The sequence below is a fragment of the Flavobacterium sp. GSP27 genome, from assembly GCF_003970395.1.
Lineage (GTDB): Bacteria > Bacteroidota > Bacteroidia > Flavobacteriales > Flavobacteriaceae > Flavobacterium.
Genome location: NZ_RYDP01000011.1, coordinates 60,840 through 76,976, shown reverse-complemented (window position 1 = coordinate 76,976; position 16,137 = coordinate 60,840). Strand labels below are relative to the sequence as shown.

Below are 16,137 nucleotides of genomic sequence, written 5' to 3'. Positions count from 1 at the left end.
CATAAATTCAGGTTTTTGATTTCCAATTAAATTACATCATTTTGCTTTTCGTGGTAGGTTTTTTTTAATCCTCTTATGATTGCAGCATTAGCCAAAAACCGGTTGGTATACACCAATAAAATCAACGAAGTTGTGCTAAAAAGTAATGCTAGAGTTTCTATTTGTAAAATCATAATTTAATCGAATCATTGTAAAGGCAAATATTGCTAATCTTTTGATGCATTTTAGTATTGCAATGAATAAGAGGAGCTTTCCTTTACTGACTTAAATTTTTAAAGTGTAATCCAGTTAAAGGTTTGTTCGATGATTCTTGTTTTTTCTTTTTGAATAAATTTTAAATAGGCATCGGCTACAGGTGAAAATTTTTTGCCTTTTAACCAAATTAAATTCCAGTTGGATTGAATAGGCAAGCCTTTTACCGGAATAATTTGTAGGTCTCCATTATTAAGCTCGTTTTTTATACCAATTAAAGGCATGATCGAGCATCCAAGTCCAGCCAGTACGGCTTGTTTTACCGCTTCATTTCCGGTCAGCACCATTTTTTTTGAAACTGTTAATTGATTCTGTTCTATAAATTTTTCCATCACATATCTTGTTCCTGATCCTTGCTCGCGATAGATGATGGGTAAGGTTTCTATGATTTTTTTTTCTTGAATTCCTTTTCCCATTTTTTGATCACTATTAGCAACAAGGAAAAGGGAATTAGGCATAAGCTCCACTTTCTCGATTTGCAGGGTTTCTGGTAACACGGAAACCAGAGAAAAATCTACTTCATTTCTTTCTAAGTTTTTCAACACTTTAGTTTTATTGGTCACATCCAGAATCAATTCGACACCTTGATTTTGTTTCAAAAAATCAGATAAAAAATAAGGAATTACATATTTCCCGGTTGATACGACAGAAATTTTTAATCGTCCTGTCAGTTGTCCCTTGAATGCCATTGTTTTATAATTGATTGCATGCACTTCATTTAGAATTTTTTCTGCAGCCGTGGCGATTTCTTTGCCAAAATCAGTAACAAACAGCTTTCTTCCGATTACTTCTGTTAACGGTACATCAAATTGATCTTGAAAATTTTTTAATTGAATGGATACTGCGGGTTGTGTAAGGTGCAGTTCCATTGCGGCTTTAGTGATGCTTTTATTTTGGGTAATTTTTAAAAAGACATGCAGCTGGTGTAGCGTATAATTCATAAATAATTTTTATGCTTTGTATTACAAATATAAATAAAAATATATGGATAGCCAGTTTTACTTTTGTAAAAAAAAATAAACAAAAAGATATGCAAAGAATAACAATAGCAAAAGGAGACGGAATAGGACCTGAAATAATGGATGCTACTTTGAAAATTATTAAGGCAGCGGGCGCACAGCTTCAATTTGATGAAATTGAAGTTGGTGAAAAAGTGTATTTAAAAGGTAATACCTCCGGAATTGAAAAGTCATCTTGGGATTCTATAATAAACAATAGAATATTTCTCAAAGCTCCAATTACTACTCCGCAAGGTGGTGGTTATAAAAGTTTGAATGTTACCACTAGAAAATTCTTAGGATTATATTCTAATGTTAGACCATGTATGAGTTTGCACCCTTTTGTGGAAACAAAACATCCAAAAATGGATATTGTCATTGTTCGTGAAAATGAAGAAGATTTATATGCGGGAATAGAACATCAGCAAACGGATGAAGTTGTGCAGTGTTTGAAAATCATCAGTCGTCCCGGCTGTGAAAAAATTGTCCGTTATGCTTTTGAATATGCCAAACAGTATGGAAGAAAGAAGGTAACTTGTTTCACAAAAGACAACATCATGAAGCAGACGGACGGATTATTCCATGAAGTGTTTGATGAGTTAGCGAAAGAGTATCCTGAAATTGAAAACGAGCACTGGATTATTGATATTGGTGCTGCAAAAATGAGCGATACACCAGAGAATTTTGATGTTATTGTAACCTTAAATTTATACGGTGACGTGATTTCTGATATCGCTGCACAAATTGCCGGTTCTGTGGGGCTGGCAGGCTCAGCAAATATTGGAGAAGAATGTGCAATGTTTGAAGCAATTCACGGATCTGCACCCAGAAGAGCCGGGCAAAATGTTGCGAATCCGTCGGGATTATTACAAGGAGCAGTAATGATGCTGAATCATATTGGGCAAAACGAAGTGGCTAGTAAAGTACAAAATGCATGGCTGAAAACGCTTGAAGACGGAATACATACCTATGATATCTTCAAAGAAGGCGTAAGCACTGCAAAAGTAGGGACTTCAGAATTTGCCGACGCAGTAATCCTAAATTTAGGGCAAAAACCAAAACAGCTTCCTGCTGTAGATTATAAAAATGTTCAAGCCTTAGATCTCCCGAAATATAAGAGAAGACCAGCTGCAAAAAAAGAATTGGTAGGTCACGATGTATTTGTGCATTGGAATGGAACCGATCCTAATTCGCTAGCCGAAATTCTAAAAAATATAGGGACTGAAAATCTAAAACTGAATATGATTTCCAATAGAGGAATCAAAGTTTGGCCCGAAGGATTTAAACAAACCTTTTGTACGGATCACTGGAGATGCCGTTTCAAAGCTGAGGATGGAGTACTAGTTAACAAAGAGGAGATCATTGGATTATTGCAGCAATGCATCGACCATAATATCGATAGCATCAAAACTGAAAATTTATATAAATTTGACGGGAAAATGGCTTTTTCATTGGGTCAAGGACAGTAAGAAATGCGTTAACTTCTCCTTTATTTAATTGGTACTCTTTCACTAAATGTGCTGTTTCCTTTAAAGAATTTAATAAGGTGAGTTATTCCTAACACGCTCCATTAAGTAGTAAAAAAAATTAGTCCCTATGAAAAATAAAAATAAAAAAATTAGTTTGGTCTTTGGAATAGTTTGGTTGATTGGTGGAATACTATTGACAATCGTAGCACCTAATAACTTATTTTTCACACTGTTTCTAGGTTTGGGAATATTTTTCACGATCTACACATTACAAAAAAATAAAATTTCATTATAAAGTATTATGGAAAAAGAATATCAATTTAAGCTAGTTGAAGGTCAGTTTGCACCATCAGAAGCAGGAAAAGTACTGTTTTCGTTAATCAACAATAAGATTAATTATCATAATTTAGAAAAATTTAGCAATCAAATTCGATTTGATGAAGACTGTTCGCATTCAAAAATAAGGCTTGAAACTCTTTTAGAAGCCTCTGAATACATCAAGGAACTCATCAAAGAAGCGTCGTCAAAGGATTTGGAACTGAAAATTGACAGTGTAATTCAAATTGTACTGTGTCCTAAAGTAAAAACTGAATTGAATGTTTGAGGGTAGACAATTACTCATTGCCACCAAGCATCACAAAGAAAAAGTGATTGCTCCAATTTTTGAAAAAGGATTAGGTGTTCACTGTTTTGTTCCTGAAAGTTATGATTCGGATATTTTCGGCACTTTTTCAGGTGAAGTGGAGCGGAAAAATACGGCAGTTGAAACCGTCAGGGCTAAATGTTTGGCGGCAATGGAAGAATTTGACTGCGATTTGGCTATTGCCAGCGAAGGCTCTTTTGGTTCACATCCTTCTATCTTTTTTGCCCAGGCCGATGATGAGTTTTTAATTTTTATCGATAAAAAAAACGACTTAGAAATCATTGCCAGAGAACTCAGTTTGAAAACTAATTTTCATGGAGAAAATATTTCTAGTAAAGAAATGCTTTTGGATTTTGCAAATAAGATTCAATTTCCTGCCCATGCCATAATTTTGCGAAGCAAGCCTGATGATCTAACAACACTAGTTAAAGGGATTACCACAAAAAGTGAATTGGAAGATACTTTTCAGCACCTTGTGAACAAATATGGGAGTGTTTATGCTGAAACTGATATGCGTGCGCTGTACAACCCCACTCGTATGGGTGTGATAAAAGTAGCGGCGCAAAAATTATTGGAAACTATAAAAACGGAATGCCCAAGCTGTAAAGCACCGGGTTATTGTGTGATAGATGCGAAACAGGGCTTGCCTTGTTCATGGTGTTCAGCGCCCACACGATCTACCTTGAGTTTTATTTATAGTTGTAAAAAGTGTTGTTTTAGTTCCGAAAAAATGTATCCCCATCAAAAAATAACCGAAGAACCAGGATTCTGCGATTCCTGTAATCCATAAGATATGAGTGTAATCAGTAGTTCGATTCCAAAAGCTGTTGCGCTTTTAAATCAGGAGCAAACCATAGGAATTCCTACCGAAACGGTTTATGGTTTAGCCGCCAATATTTACAGCTCAAAGGCGGTAGAGCGTATATTTTCGATTAAAAAACGTCCGTTTTTTAATCCGTTAATTGTTCATATAAAATCGGCAACTGTCCTTTCTGAAATAGCGAGAGACATTCCTGAAAAAGCGAACTTGTTAGCAAAAGCTTTCTGGCCGGGACCTTTAACTTTGGTTTTAAAAAAGCAAATTTCCATTCCGGATTTGGTTACCGGTGGTAAAGATACCGTAGCGATCAGAGTTCCAAATCACCCAGTAGCCTTAGCCCTGCTGAATCAGTTAGCCTATCCTCTAGCGGCTCCGAGTGCTAATCCGTTTGGCTCTCTTAGTCCCACTACAGCAATACATGTTGCTGACTATTTTGAAGAGGTGTTACCAATGGTTTTGGATGGTGGAGCTTGTCAAAGGGGAATAGAGTCAACAATCATCGGATTTGAAAATGGGGAGCCTATTTTATATCGCTTGGGTTCTTTGGCTGTAGAGGATATTGAAGCAATTGTTGGGCCGGTAAAAATGATTACCCATGATGATATTGCTCCAGCGGCACCAGGTATGTTTTCTAAGCACTATGCGCCTTCGACGACGACTTTTTTGACAGCTGATGTGACGGAGAAGCTAAAAATGTTTCCGGATCAAAAAATTGGAGTTTTAGTATTCCAAAAAGGGATTGATGATCCAAAAATTGTACAACAGGAAATTCTATCGACAACAGGCAATTTAGCAGAAGCCGCATCGCAATTGTATGCTGCCTTGCATAGATTAGATAAGTGCCATCTCGACTGCATTATAGCGGAACGATTTCCAGATGTGGGTTTAGGCAAAACGATAAACGATCGTTTAAAAAGAGCCACCAAAAAATAAGATATGGATACTATTATCAGAAATGCAAAAGTGGTCAATGAAGGACAAATACTTAATTTAGATCTTCTGATTTCAGGAGAAAGAATTGAAAAGATAGCACCATCAATTGGACTAAATCCTGCAAAAAAATATATCGAAATTGATGCGACAGGACTTTATCTGCTTCCGGGAGTCATTGATGATCAGGTTCATTTTAGAGATCCGGGACTAACACATAAAGGCACTATTTTTTCAGAGTCGGTTGCCGCTGTGGCTGGTGGCATAACCTCCTTTATGGATATGCCCAACACGATTCCCAATACGCTGACTCAAGAGTTATTAGAAGAAAAATACAAGATGGCGGCGGAAAAATCAATTGCTAATTATTCGTTTTTTATGGGAATTTCAAAAAATAACTTGGAAGAAGCTTTAAAAACAAATACTGAAAATGTATGTGGGATTACGGATGATGGGCTTTATTTTAATAATGACGAGGGAATTTTAGCCAACTATCCAGAATTTTTGGAGCAACTTTTTTCAAGAACCGATACCTTGGTAGCTTTGCACAGCGAAGATGATTCACTGATAAAAAAGAATACGGAGGATTATAAACTAATTTACGGAACTGAAATTCCTTTTTTTTATCATTCTCTTATTCGGGATGAGGAAGTTTGCCTAAGAGCAACTGAACGAGTATTGAAAATTGCTGAAAAATACCACACTCGCTTGCATCTCTTTCATATTTCAACTTTGGCGGAAGCCAAATTATTTGATAATCATACACCGATCAGAGAAAAACGAATCACAGCCGAGGCATGTGTACATCATCTTTGGTTTTCGGATGCCGATTATGAAAGACTGGGCTCCAAGATCAAATGGAATCCCTCCATAAAAACAGAGCAAGATAGAAAAGGTTTACTGCAGTATTTGCTCAATAATTCAATAGATATTATTGCAACGGATCATGCTCCTCATACTGTTGCCGAAAAAGCAGGGAATTATTTTCAGGCGCATTCCGGCGGACCATTAGTACAACATGCTCTTTTAGCAATGTTAGAATTATTTCATCGTGGTGAAATTCCGTTGGAGAAAGTAGTGGAGAAAATGAGCCATAATGTAGCCGAAATTTACAGAATAAAAGAACGAGGCTATATAAGGGAGGGCTATTTTGCCGATTTAGTTTTAGTCGATTTAAATAAAAAACAGGAAGTAACTCCAGACTCTCTTTTATATAAATGCAAATGGTCTCCTTTTGTAGGACAGGTTTTTAAAAGCAGCATCAGTTCAACTTTTGTAAATGGAAATTTGGTGTATGAAAAAGGACTAGTAAAGACAGATATAAAAGGAAAAAGATTGCGATTTGAAAAGATAAGATAATCAAAATGTATAAAATAATTTTAAAATAATTAAAATATGAATCTTAGTTTATTACTGGATAATTTAACTAATCCTGCCTTGTTGTTTTTTGTGTTGGGAATTATAGCCGTCTATGTCAAAAGTGATTTAGAAATTCCGGAGAATACCTCTAAATTTATATCGCTGTACCTGCTTTTTTCGATTGGTTTTAAAGGTGGACAGGAATTAGCTCACAGTCACTTTACTCTAGACATACTTTGGTCGATCGTTTTTGGAGTATCGATTGCGGTATTAATTCCATTATATACTTTTTTTATTTTAAAGAAAAAGTTTAGTATTGAGAATTCGGGCGCCATTGCTGCAGCTTATGGATCCGTGAGTGCAGTTACCTTTGTAACGGCCATCTCTTTTTTAGAAATTCAAAATTACAATTTTAGCGGCCACATGGTTGCTGTTATGGCGCTGATGGAAGCTCCTGCAATCATTATCGGAGTGATTTTAATCCGATTATTTAGTAAGGAAAAAGTTCAAAAAACGAAGATGACCACGATTATCAAACATTCATTTACTAATGGAAGCGTGCTCTTGATTCTAGGTAGTTTGGTTATTGGGTTTTTGGCCAGTGAGCAACAGGCTTTAGGAATTAAGCCGTTTACTACTGATATTTTCAAAGGGTTTTTGGCTTTATTTTTACTGGACATGGGAATTGTTAGTGGACGAAAATTAAATGATTTTTTCAAAAGTGGCTGGTTTAGCGTCTTTTTTGCTATTGTTTTCCCATTGATCAACGGGTGTATTGTGGCTTTCTTAAGTCAATTCGTTACCGATGATGTTGGGAATCGTTTTATTTTTGCTGTCTTAGCGGCCAGTGCTTCTTATATTGCGGTTCCGGCAGCAATGAAAATAGCCGTTCCAAAGGCGAATCCAGGAATATTTTTACCCATGGCTTTGGCAGTAACGTTTCCTTTTAACATTACTTTTGGGATGCCCATTTATTTTTCAATTGTGCTGTGTCACCTTTAGACAGTTGCTTTGACCAATGTAGTAGCACTTATTAATTGTTTCAAAAACTATTGGTAATAACATGAATGTTCTTTACAGAGAATCGTTAGCGCAGTTTTGCAAACTGTGCCCATTTCAATTGGCAACTAAATTAAATTTAATAAATCCAATCGCTATTATTTACAGACAATCGTTAGCGCAGTTTTGCAAACTGTGCCCATTTCAATTGGCAACTAAAATAAATCTAATAAAATCACCTCTAATTCATTTTCTAATGCAGCATAATTTCTTGCAGAACTGAAATAATAATCTTCCGGCATCGTTACAATTTTTTCATTTACAGGATTGTTGTGTATGCAATCCATTTTTTGTCTAATAAATTTATTGCTGTAAACATGTTCTGCATGATAGCCGTTTTGCCAAACTTTGTATTGTTGTTCTTGTTTTAAATGCTGACAAGCTTTTTTAAAATAATCCAACATCCATTCTCTCCTGCTTTCCGGTTCTTCAATAATAGCCTGAATAATTTTTTTAGATGTATATTTTTTAAAATCACGCATCACATCGGATAATATAAAACCATTTGTTGCTTTGCAAAGCAGATGAATATGGCTGTGCATAATACAATATCCATAAATTTCTAAGCCCTTTTGATCTTGACAATAGTGTAACGCTTGTATAATAATTTGTTTTTGATTTAATCGTGTAAAAATATCTACCCAACCCATTGTAGTTATAGTAATAAAATAAGCGTCTTCAGTTGTTGTGGCTTTATACTTTGTCGACATTTTTTGTGTTATTTGTATTGTTTGCTCACTATTGTGGTATATCGGCGCGATCGGGTCCGTTCAACCGGAGTTTCATTGTTCGTGCTGCGCACGCAACGAAGCTGTTGAGTGCAGTGCTTATTTTTGCACTAATTTTCTTCTTTTCACTAAATTTAAAATTATACTTTTTAAATAGTTTATCAGAATGTAATAAAACAAAAACGGAATAAAAAAGTGAAATATATTTTTTATATTAAATTCAACTATATTATTGATGACGTTTTTAATATATATTACAAAATCATAAGGAAAAGTGAGTAAATCAAGACCGTAATTTTTTATAGAAAAATAAAGAAAAATGAATACAAATGATTGATTAACAAAAGCATATAGAATTAAAAAAATGTTTTTAACTGAATAAATAAATGTAGTTTTTTTTAAAAAAGACAATATAAAATCTTTTAAAAGAAGTAAACTGTTTTTAGATAAGTTGGGATAATTTAAACCATCAGACAAAACCCAATAACCATCATTTCTTAAAAACGGGTTTAAATTCCATAGTGAATGAAAAAAAAGAAATATACCAATGATTACAAACATTTCAATATTTGCAACTAACCCGAAAACAATGTAAAGACAAGACATTATAGATTCAAAATAAATACCAGAAAGATTTACAATAATTCGTTTGAATCTTGATAATTTCCAAATATCAGAAACATCTGCAAAATATACAGGTGTAAAAAGATAAAATCCGCCACCAATTCCGCCATGTTTTGCTCCAAAATATTTTGCGGAACTTGCATGACCAAATTCATGAAATGTTACGCTAATAAAGCCTAGTAAACCAAAGTACAACCAATTAATTTGCGTTAAATCGTAAGAAATTAAAGTGTTGTAATATTGAAAAGTTATAATTGATAAAAAAATAAGAATTAATCCTAAAAACGAATACATTAGTTGAGGAACAAAAAGAAATTTTAAATAAGGTGTTATTAAATCCACAACTTTTGCTGGTAAAACAATAAAACTCAATTTTAAATAACTTGGTTTGCTAATTGGCTGAACATCAATATCTTTGTTTTCGATTATGCCATATTTGGCTAAATTTTTAAAATAAAAATCTTCTAAAAAATCAATATCAACTTCACTATCATTTACTAAATTCTTTATGTTTTCTAAAGTGTTTGTACCATTTGCTAATAAAAGTAAATCGTGACTTTCTTGAGAAAGTTTTAATCTATAATCAAATTTTGTTTGATGAATGTAATAACTTTCTTGATCAAACTTTGAAATTGATAAATCAATTGAACAAACAGGAATTAGTTTTGATTTTTCCATATATAAAGGCTTCTTAATGCTGAAATAGTTGTAAATAATCTATTAAATTCATGTGAACAAACACCAATTCCAAAAGTTTGTACTTCATAATTTTCATTAATTGGATTTATCTCATTAGGTCTTGGAATACACAAACTGTTACTTTCTTGCCACGAACCATCTTCAAACTGATTGTTAATCAAATAATCTGCAATTTTTGAATTTAATTCTTTGTAGGATTTATTAAAGGTTAAAATTTCTAATGCTAAAGCCGTGAAAAATAAATTTATACCATAAGTATCTTTGTAAAAACCATTTTCTACCTTAAGCGAAATAAAATTTTGAATTTGCTCCATTTCATTTTTTAAGTTCAATTTTTGATAACTCAAAAACAAATAATACAAAGTATAAATGTTATCCGACCACCAATAAGCACTAATGTTTTCTAAATTTAATTGTTTGAAATTTTCTAAAAGTTTGTTTTTGATGTTAGGAAATTTATCAGAAATTACTAAAAAATATAAACTAACTGCACTTACACAGTGATGATTTGCACACCAACCATCTACATTTTCTATATTTTTGTCTGCAAGAGCATTTATTAAAAAATCAGGGTCATTATATGTTGAAAAATAATTAGAATTAAAGTAATTAATCCAGTTGTCATAATTTAAATTGTTTAAATTATTAAGAAAATGTAAAGAAATTAAAGCAAAATTTGTTGAGTCTGCGTCATCTATCCAAGTGGAATTATAACCCCACATATTATTTTTAGACTTTGAAGATGATATAAAATTTGACACTAATTCAATATCATTTTCAAAATGTTTTTTTAGGTTGTTTTCACTCACAATTTTTGAAAGCACAAATGAGGAAGACCAAATATTACTAATGCCTCCTTGGTTATAAAAGTCGCACCATTGGTTGTTAATCAAACTTTTTTTGATGTATAAAATGCTGTTTTCAATAGCATTATCAAAGTTATTGTTTTCTAATAAAACATCACTTTTTTCAACATCTACTTCAAGCTGAAATAAATAACTTTCAATTTCTCTTATCGAATTTTGAAATTTTATTTTCATTTCCGAAATATGATTAAACCAAAGTGAAGTTGTAAGTTTATGTTCCATTAGAAGTTTTAAAGCTTTTTCTAATGCTTCAATGCCTTGATTGAAAATTTTTATTGCAAAACCTTCAATATAAAATATTTTTTTGCAATCCTCTACAGAATATTCTTCAAAATATTTGCTCTCAAAATTGTAAATACACCAGTTGAATTGCTTGTTTTTGTAATCACTTACAAAGTCTAAAACATCGTCATTTAATTGATAAGCAATAGAAAAATAGTCATGTGTTTGAAGTAAGATTTTATAAACATTTTCAGATTTTTTATCATCAAGTAAAAACGTTCCATCAATGGCACAATTGCCAAAAGTTGCTTTTAAAATGGCTAATTTGCTATAATTTTCAAAACTTGGATTTTCATTAATTTGTTTTTCAAGCATAATAGCCTTTTGATAATCCATTTTTCTTTGATTCCAAAGCGTCCAAAAATTTGAATTTAAAGGATAAAGCGAGGATAAAATTTTAACTGACTCTTCTTGACAAACCATTGATGGAAAAAGTAAATCTAGGTTTTTATCATCAATTACTTTGTCTAAAAAAATAGTTGCTTGGTAATACAAAAAACCAGCAATACAAAGCATTTCAAACTTTTCTTTCTCAACTTCAAAATATTCATAAAATAAAGCAGGATAATACAAATAAAACTCTGGATTATCATTTATAAAAACTTCGTCTGTAATAAACTTTTTCAGTCTTTCATCAAGAGCCAAACCATCAACATAATTGATAAATAAAGTTTTAAACTTATCCTTCATCATTTATTTTATGTTTGTTTTAGTCCTAAAATCAGAATTTTTTCCAGTAGAATTTACTTTGTTAATAAATTCTTGCATTTCGTCTGTTAAAGGTAAAATTTCATGGTTTTTCCAGTATTCAGAATTGTATTTTATGTTTAAGTCAAAAATGTCTATTTTATGATTAACATTATTTTTAATTTTTTCTCCATTATTTATTGGTTCAGCAAAATATGAAAAACTTAAATTAAAAATATCTTTTTCATCTTTAAATAAAACTTCTACCTCAATATTTATGTTGCAATTATTAATTTGAAATTTATCTGTATTTTTATTTTTTTTAAATGTACTTTCAACATTAAATTTTTTCGTTCTATTTTTTAGGTCTTTACTTATAACAGTAAAATCATCTATATAGTCTATATTTAAAGATGCTTTTTCAAAGTTTTTAGTATTGTTGTTTACTATAAAATAGCCGTATGTATTACCTACACTTGTAGCATTTTTTTGAGTAGCACTTATTTTTGTATAAGTATTATCAATATTTTTATTATATTTTAAATTAAAATTTTGTGGACTAATATAAAATGAATTATGTCTTTTAAAAAATTCTTCAAAATTAATTACAGTAAAATCATAGTTGCTATTAATAATACCACTTTTTCTCATATTTTCTATATGAATAGTGTAATTATTTTCTGGCATCGGTTTAGTTTTAGTATTAAATAAAGTCTCTTTTTTAATTATACCACTCAAATCTATTAGTTTAATTATACTATTGTTTTTTTTCAAAACAGCTCTTAAATAAAATTTTTCTACATGTGGTTCAAGAGCATAGTCTTTTAATATAGATCCTAACATTTCTTTAAAAAGTTGATTTTGTTCAATTACAACTTCATCCAAAACGAATACTTTGGGGTCTAAAAAAACCTTGCTTTCATCTTTTAGTTCATCTAGGTTAATTTTTTTTGAGTAGTAACCTAACATATTAATTTCAACATTTGGGTCTTTGGTTGTCATAGAAAAATAACCATTTTCATTTGAAATTACATATTCTAATGAATTATTAATTGAAGCAAAAGCTACGGGGCAGTCACACTCTTTATCCCATAATACTTTATCATAAGTTATTTGAGATTTTACATTATTAAAATTTAATAATGATAATATTAATATTATAATTTTACTCTTCATACTTTTAAATTTAAATTAACTAAATTCTTTTCTTAAATATTAAAACCTGGCTCAAATATTGAACCAAGTTTTTTTTAAAGAATTATACTTCCCAAGTAACATTTGCTTCTAAACGCCATTTATCATCATGTTGATAAATTACTCCAGTTTTTACTTCAGAAATCCAACGACCAGTTTCAAATCGTTGCTCTAATTCTTCCACTTTGAACTTTTTTAGCTTTTTGCTCATTTTAAAATTATTTATTGTATTAATTTCAATACTCTAATCATATTTTACTTCCATTCAGAGTTTATGGAAAGGTTAATTTATACATCGAAACTACCTGCAGCAGTTCCTTCTGGAGTTTTAAGTTTGTAGTCAACTTTTTTAGGACTCCAACCCATTTCAAATCTTTGTTCAAGTTTTTCTACTTGAAATTTTGTCATTTTTTTAGACATAATTTTTTGATTTATTTGTTAAACAGTTCTCTGAACAGTTTCAATTCCACACAGAGTTCTACAGAATTTTTTTATTTTCATGTTACGTTTATATGTATCCTTTTATGCGTAATGTTGGTTAGAATTGCACTCAACTCGTTTATATGTATGACAAAACCATACCTATCCACCCAATTTTGGGTGGATAGGTATGATAAACATCAGACTTTGTTATTAATTCAAATATATAAATAATTCGTTACAAATAGTTAAAATGATTATTTAATAAGTGAACTGGTTTGAGTGGTTTTGATGAATGTTATTTTGAAAACAAAAACGCTCTAAATAGCCCCGATAGAAGTGAAAATCCTTTGTTTTGGCGGTAGCCAAAAGCAAAGATTGCAGCGCATAGCGGGACAAAAGTGATTCTGGAAAACAATCGTTCTGCTCCAAAAAAAAAGCTGCCCAAGATTGGACAGCTTTAGTATGTTGGATATTCCGAAGCACGTTCGGAATAAGCGATTCACATAATTTTAGTTGATAAAATGGGTTCGCTGCTTATTTGATCAGCTCAAAACTTCTTTTCACGAAAGCCGTTAATGCTTCTCCTTTTAATAGGTTTTGTGATAACTTCGCTAAGTCAAGCGCTTGTTTGACCAAACTTTCCTGAGCGTCTTTGTCTTTATTGTTTAGAATACTTGTTGCCAACTCAGAATTAGTATTCACCACTAAATTGTACATTTCCGGCATATTTCCCATTCCAAACATTCCACCGCCACCAGACTGACTCATTTCCTTCATTCTACGCATGAATTCCGGTTGCGTGATGATAAATGGGGAAGCATTGCTATCTAAAGCTTCCAGTTGTACGGAATACGTTTGTTTAGGAACAATAGCTTCTAAAACAGTTTTCAAGTTGGTTTGCTCTTCCTCCGATAATTTAGAAATAGTAGTTTCCTCTTTCTTGATTATATTATCAATATGATCCGAATCCACACGTACAAAAGTCATGTTGCTGTTGTCGCCTTCAATTTTTTGAATTAAATGCGAGATAATTGGAGAATCCAACAATAAAACTTCATATCCTTTGTCTTTTGCAATTTCGATATAAGAGTGTTGTGCTTCTTTGTTTCCAGCATATAAAACCACTAATTTCCCGTCTTTATCCGTTTGATTTGCTGCAAGGTTTTCTTTTAATTCTTCTAAGGTGTAATATTTTCCATCCACTGTTGGATACAAAACAAATGCTCCTGCTTTTTCGTAGAATTTATCTTCGGAAAGCATTCCGTACTCCAAAACGATTTTGATATCGTTCCATTTTTGTTCAAAATCTTCACGGTTTTCAGTAAACAACGATTTCAATTTATCGGCAACTTTACGCGTAATGTAATTGGAGATTTTCTTCACCGCGGCATCCGCCTGCAATCCAGAACGAGAAACGTTCAACGGAATGTCCGGTGAGTCTATAACTCCTTTTAACATAGTCAAAAATTCAGGTACAATTCCTTCTACATTATCCGTAACGTACACCTGATTTTGGTACAACTGGATTTTGTCTTTCTGAATTTGTAAATCCGAACCTAATTTTGGGAAATACAAAATACCGGTTAAGTTGAACGGATAATCTACATTTAAATGAATGTGGAATAACGGTTCTTCAAATTGCATTGGATATACTTCTCTGTAGAAATCCTTGTAATCAGCATCTGACAACTCAGTTGGCTGTTTCGTCCAAGCTGGATTTGGGTTGTTGATGATGTTGTCAACTTCTACTTCAGTAAAAGTTTTGTCTTTATCTTCTGCAGCAACTTCTTCACCCTTTTTTTGCTCTATTTTCTCTGTTTTGGTTCCAAATTTAATTGGAATAGGCATGAACTTATTGTATTTGTTCAGTAACTGATTGATTTTTGAATCTTCTAAAAATTCCAAAGAATCTTCGGCTATATGCAAGATAATTTCTGTTCCGCGAGTAGTTTTGTCAGCAGGTTCTAGAGTAAATTCCGGGCTACCATCACAAGTCCAGTGCGCAGCTGGCTCGTCTTTGAAAGATTTAGTGATGATTTCCACTTTTTCAGCAACCATAAAAGCAGAATAGAAACCAAGACCAAAATGGCCAATAATTCCAGAATCTTTAGCAGAATCTTTGTATTTATCCAAAAATTCTTCAGCTCCAGAAAAAGCAACTTGATTGATGTATTTTTCCACTTCATCAGCTGTCATTCCCAGACCTTGATCGATGATGTGCAGTTTTTTGCCTTCCTTGTCGATTTTTACCTCGATAATTGGGTTTCCGTATTCTACTTTGGCCTCGCCAATGCTGGTTAAATGCTTCAGTTTTAAAGTTGCATCTGTCCCGTTCGAAATCAATTCACGCAAGAAAATTTCGTGATCGCTGTATAAGAATTTCTTGATTAAGGGAAAGATGTTTTCTACCGAAACATTAATTTTACCTGTTGTCATATTTTGAATTTTTAAGTTTATTTTTATGGATAAAATCCTTTCAAATAGAATACCAATTATTGTTGAAGTGACAAATTGGCGCAGGCGTTAATTATGATATAAAATAATTTAATTTTGAAACTATTTTGTTTTTATTGCTTTGTATCTTTGTTAAAACATTAATTACATAAATTTCAAACGATGAAAAAAATCATTTTATTATGCACATTAGCGGTTTTAATGTTTGCATGTAAGTCAACATCGGTAACGAGTACGAACACCGATAGAAAAGCTCAGGTCATGATGAAAGGAGACTGGGTGATTAGCGCAGTAACCTATCCAGGTTCACAATATATTAAAGTGAATACGTTTCAACTTGCCGATTCCGAATGCTTTATTGGAAGTACGTGGAAGTTTATTTCGAATAATAACAAAGGGAATATGGCTTTGACCAAAGTAAATTGTGTTGCATTTAGCTCCCCAATTACATGGTTTGTTAACAATGAAGAGCAATTTGTATTGAAAGTACTTGATGCAGGTGAAAAAGCGCGAAAAGTGAGAGACGGTTATATTTTACGCCTTGCAAACCAAACGGAAACTTCTTTTCAATTGATCGATAAAATCGATGTAGGAGGAAAAATGACGGATGTCGTGTATCAGTTCCAGAAAGTTAATTAATTAATAAAAAT

The 16,137-nt window shown here is 32.3% G+C and carries 15 protein-coding genes; 7 read left to right on the top strand and 8 right to left on the bottom strand.

Annotated features, from left to right (window positions below):
* Positions 1-26 precede the first annotated feature (26 nt).
* On the bottom strand, positions 27-173 hold the full coding sequence (locus EKM05_RS10735; RefSeq protein ID WP_126555112.1) for a DUF2721 domain-containing protein: 147 nt from the start codon (positions 171-173) through the stop codon (positions 27-29).
* A 99-nt stretch (positions 174-272) separates the two neighbouring features.
* Positions 273-1,193 carry a LysR family transcriptional regulator gene (locus EKM05_RS10730; RefSeq protein WP_126555109.1) on the bottom strand — a complete coding sequence of 307 codons (921 nt, stop codon included), beginning with the start codon at positions 1,191-1,193 and terminating at the stop codon, positions 273-275.
* 89 nt (positions 1,194-1,282) lie between these two features.
* Between EKM05_RS10730 and EKM05_RS10725 the strand changes: the two genes are divergently transcribed.
* From EKM05_RS10725 to EKM05_RS10700, 6 genes are all read left to right on the top strand, one after another.
* Positions 1,283-2,719 carry an NADP-dependent isocitrate dehydrogenase gene (locus EKM05_RS10725; protein WP_126555107.1) on the top strand — a complete coding sequence of 479 codons (1,437 nt, stop codon included), beginning with the start codon at positions 1,283-1,285 and terminating at the stop codon, positions 2,717-2,719.
* 301 nt (positions 2,720-3,020) lie between these two features.
* Positions 3,021-3,323 (top strand): hypothetical protein, encoded by a 303-nt coding sequence (locus EKM05_RS10720; protein WP_126462128.1) that lies wholly within the window; start codon positions 3,021-3,023, stop codon positions 3,321-3,323.
* Positions 3,316-4,152 (top strand): DUF6671 family protein, encoded by an 837-nt coding sequence (locus EKM05_RS10715; protein WP_126555104.1) that lies wholly within the window; start codon positions 3,316-3,318, stop codon positions 4,150-4,152. Before EKM05_RS10720 ends, EKM05_RS10715 begins: the two co-directional genes overlap by 8 nt.
* 3 nt (positions 4,153-4,155) lie before the next feature.
* A complete protein-coding gene (locus EKM05_RS10710; protein WP_126462134.1) occupies positions 4,156-5,115 on the top strand; it encodes an L-threonylcarbamoyladenylate synthase in 960 nt (319 codons plus the stop codon).
* 3 nt (positions 5,116-5,118) lie between these two features.
* Entirely contained in the window at positions 5,119-6,471 is a 1,353-nt protein-coding gene (locus EKM05_RS10705) for a dihydroorotase (RefSeq protein ID WP_126555101.1), read from the top strand.
* Between the two features lie 36 nt (positions 6,472-6,507).
* Positions 6,508-7,473, top strand: a complete 966-nt coding sequence (locus tag EKM05_RS10700; protein WP_126462140.1) for a sodium-dependent bicarbonate transport family permease — start codon at positions 6,508-6,510, stop codon at positions 7,471-7,473.
* A gap of 212 nt (positions 7,474-7,685) precedes the next feature.
* Here EKM05_RS10700 and EKM05_RS10695 read toward each other — a convergent pair whose 3' ends face one another.
* The 6 genes from EKM05_RS10695 to htpG form a co-directional block, all read right to left on the bottom strand.
* On the bottom strand, positions 7,686-8,240 hold the full coding sequence (locus tag EKM05_RS10695) for a transposase (RefSeq protein WP_126555098.1): 555 nt from the start codon (positions 8,238-8,240) through the stop codon (positions 7,686-7,688).
* A gap of 117 nt (positions 8,241-8,357) precedes the next feature.
* Positions 8,358-9,560: a hypothetical protein gene (locus EKM05_RS10690; protein WP_126555095.1), complete on the bottom strand. Its 1,203-nt coding sequence runs from the start codon at positions 9,558-9,560 to the stop codon at positions 8,358-8,360.
* Positions 9,542-11,422: a hypothetical protein gene (locus EKM05_RS10685; protein ID WP_126555093.1), complete on the bottom strand. Its 1,881-nt coding sequence runs from the start codon at positions 11,420-11,422 to the stop codon at positions 9,542-9,544. Before EKM05_RS10685 ends, EKM05_RS10690 begins: the two co-directional genes overlap by 19 nt.
* On the bottom strand, positions 11,423-12,592 hold the full coding sequence (locus tag EKM05_RS10680) for a hypothetical protein (protein ID WP_126555091.1): 1,170 nt from the start codon (positions 12,590-12,592) through the stop codon (positions 11,423-11,425).
* Between the two features lie 82 nt (positions 12,593-12,674).
* A complete protein-coding gene (locus tag EKM05_RS14415) occupies positions 12,675-12,821 on the bottom strand; it encodes a hypothetical protein (protein WP_158615149.1) in 147 nt (48 codons plus the stop codon).
* A 746-nt stretch (positions 12,822-13,567) separates the two neighbouring features.
* Entirely contained in the window at positions 13,568-15,469 is a 1,902-nt protein-coding gene (htpG, locus tag EKM05_RS10675; protein ID WP_126555089.1) for a molecular chaperone HtpG, read from the bottom strand.
* Between the two features lie 180 nt (positions 15,470-15,649).
* Here htpG and EKM05_RS10670 point away from each other — a divergent pair, with 180 nt between their 5' ends.
* Complete coding sequence (locus EKM05_RS10670; protein WP_126555085.1) at positions 15,650-16,126, top strand: lipocalin family protein; 477 nt, start codon at positions 15,650-15,652, stop codon at positions 16,124-16,126.
* The last annotated feature ends 11 nt before the right edge of the window (positions 16,127-16,137 follow it).

Coding starts and splice junctions, on each gene's coding strand:
- EKM05_RS10670 (WP_126555085.1), top strand. CDS start 15,650: ATGAAAAAAATCATTTTATTATGCACATTAGCGGTTTTAATGTTTGCA.
- EKM05_RS14415 (WP_158615149.1), bottom strand. CDS start 12,821: ATGAGCAAAAAGCTAAAAAAGTTCAAAGTGGAAGAATTAGAGCAACGA.
- EKM05_RS10705 (WP_126555101.1), top strand. CDS start 5,119: ATGGATACTATTATCAGAAATGCAAAAGTGGTCAATGAAGGACAAATA.
- EKM05_RS10720 (WP_126462128.1), top strand. CDS start 3,021: ATGGAAAAAGAATATCAATTTAAGCTAGTTGAAGGTCAGTTTGCACCA.
- EKM05_RS10730 (WP_126555109.1), bottom strand. CDS start 1,193: ATGAATTATACGCTACACCAGCTGCATGTCTTTTTAAAAATTACCCAA.
- EKM05_RS10735 (WP_126555112.1), bottom strand. CDS start 173: ATGATTTTACAAATAGAAACTCTAGCATTACTTTTTAGCACAACTTCG.
- EKM05_RS10685 (WP_126555093.1), bottom strand. CDS start 11,422: ATGATGAAGGATAAGTTTAAAACTTTATTTATCAATTATGTTGATGGT.
- EKM05_RS10725 (WP_126555107.1), top strand. CDS start 1,283: ATGCAAAGAATAACAATAGCAAAAGGAGACGGAATAGGACCTGAAATA.
- EKM05_RS10710 (WP_126462134.1), top strand. CDS start 4,156: ATGAGTGTAATCAGTAGTTCGATTCCAAAAGCTGTTGCGCTTTTAAAT.
- htpG (WP_126555089.1), bottom strand. CDS start 15,469: ATGACAACAGGTAAAATTAATGTTTCGGTAGAAAACATCTTTCCCTTA.
- EKM05_RS10715 (WP_126555104.1), top strand. CDS start 3,316: ATGTTTGAGGGTAGACAATTACTCATTGCCACCAAGCATCACAAAGAA.
- EKM05_RS10690 (WP_126555095.1), bottom strand. CDS start 9,560: ATGGAAAAATCAAAACTAATTCCTGTTTGTTCAATTGATTTATCAATT.
- EKM05_RS10680 (WP_126555091.1), bottom strand. CDS start 12,592: ATGAAGAGTAAAATTATAATATTAATATTATCATTATTAAATTTTAAT.
- EKM05_RS10700 (WP_126462140.1), top strand. CDS start 6,508: ATGAATCTTAGTTTATTACTGGATAATTTAACTAATCCTGCCTTGTTG.
- EKM05_RS10695 (WP_126555098.1), bottom strand. CDS start 8,240: ATGTCGACAAAGTATAAAGCCACAACAACTGAAGACGCTTATTTTATT.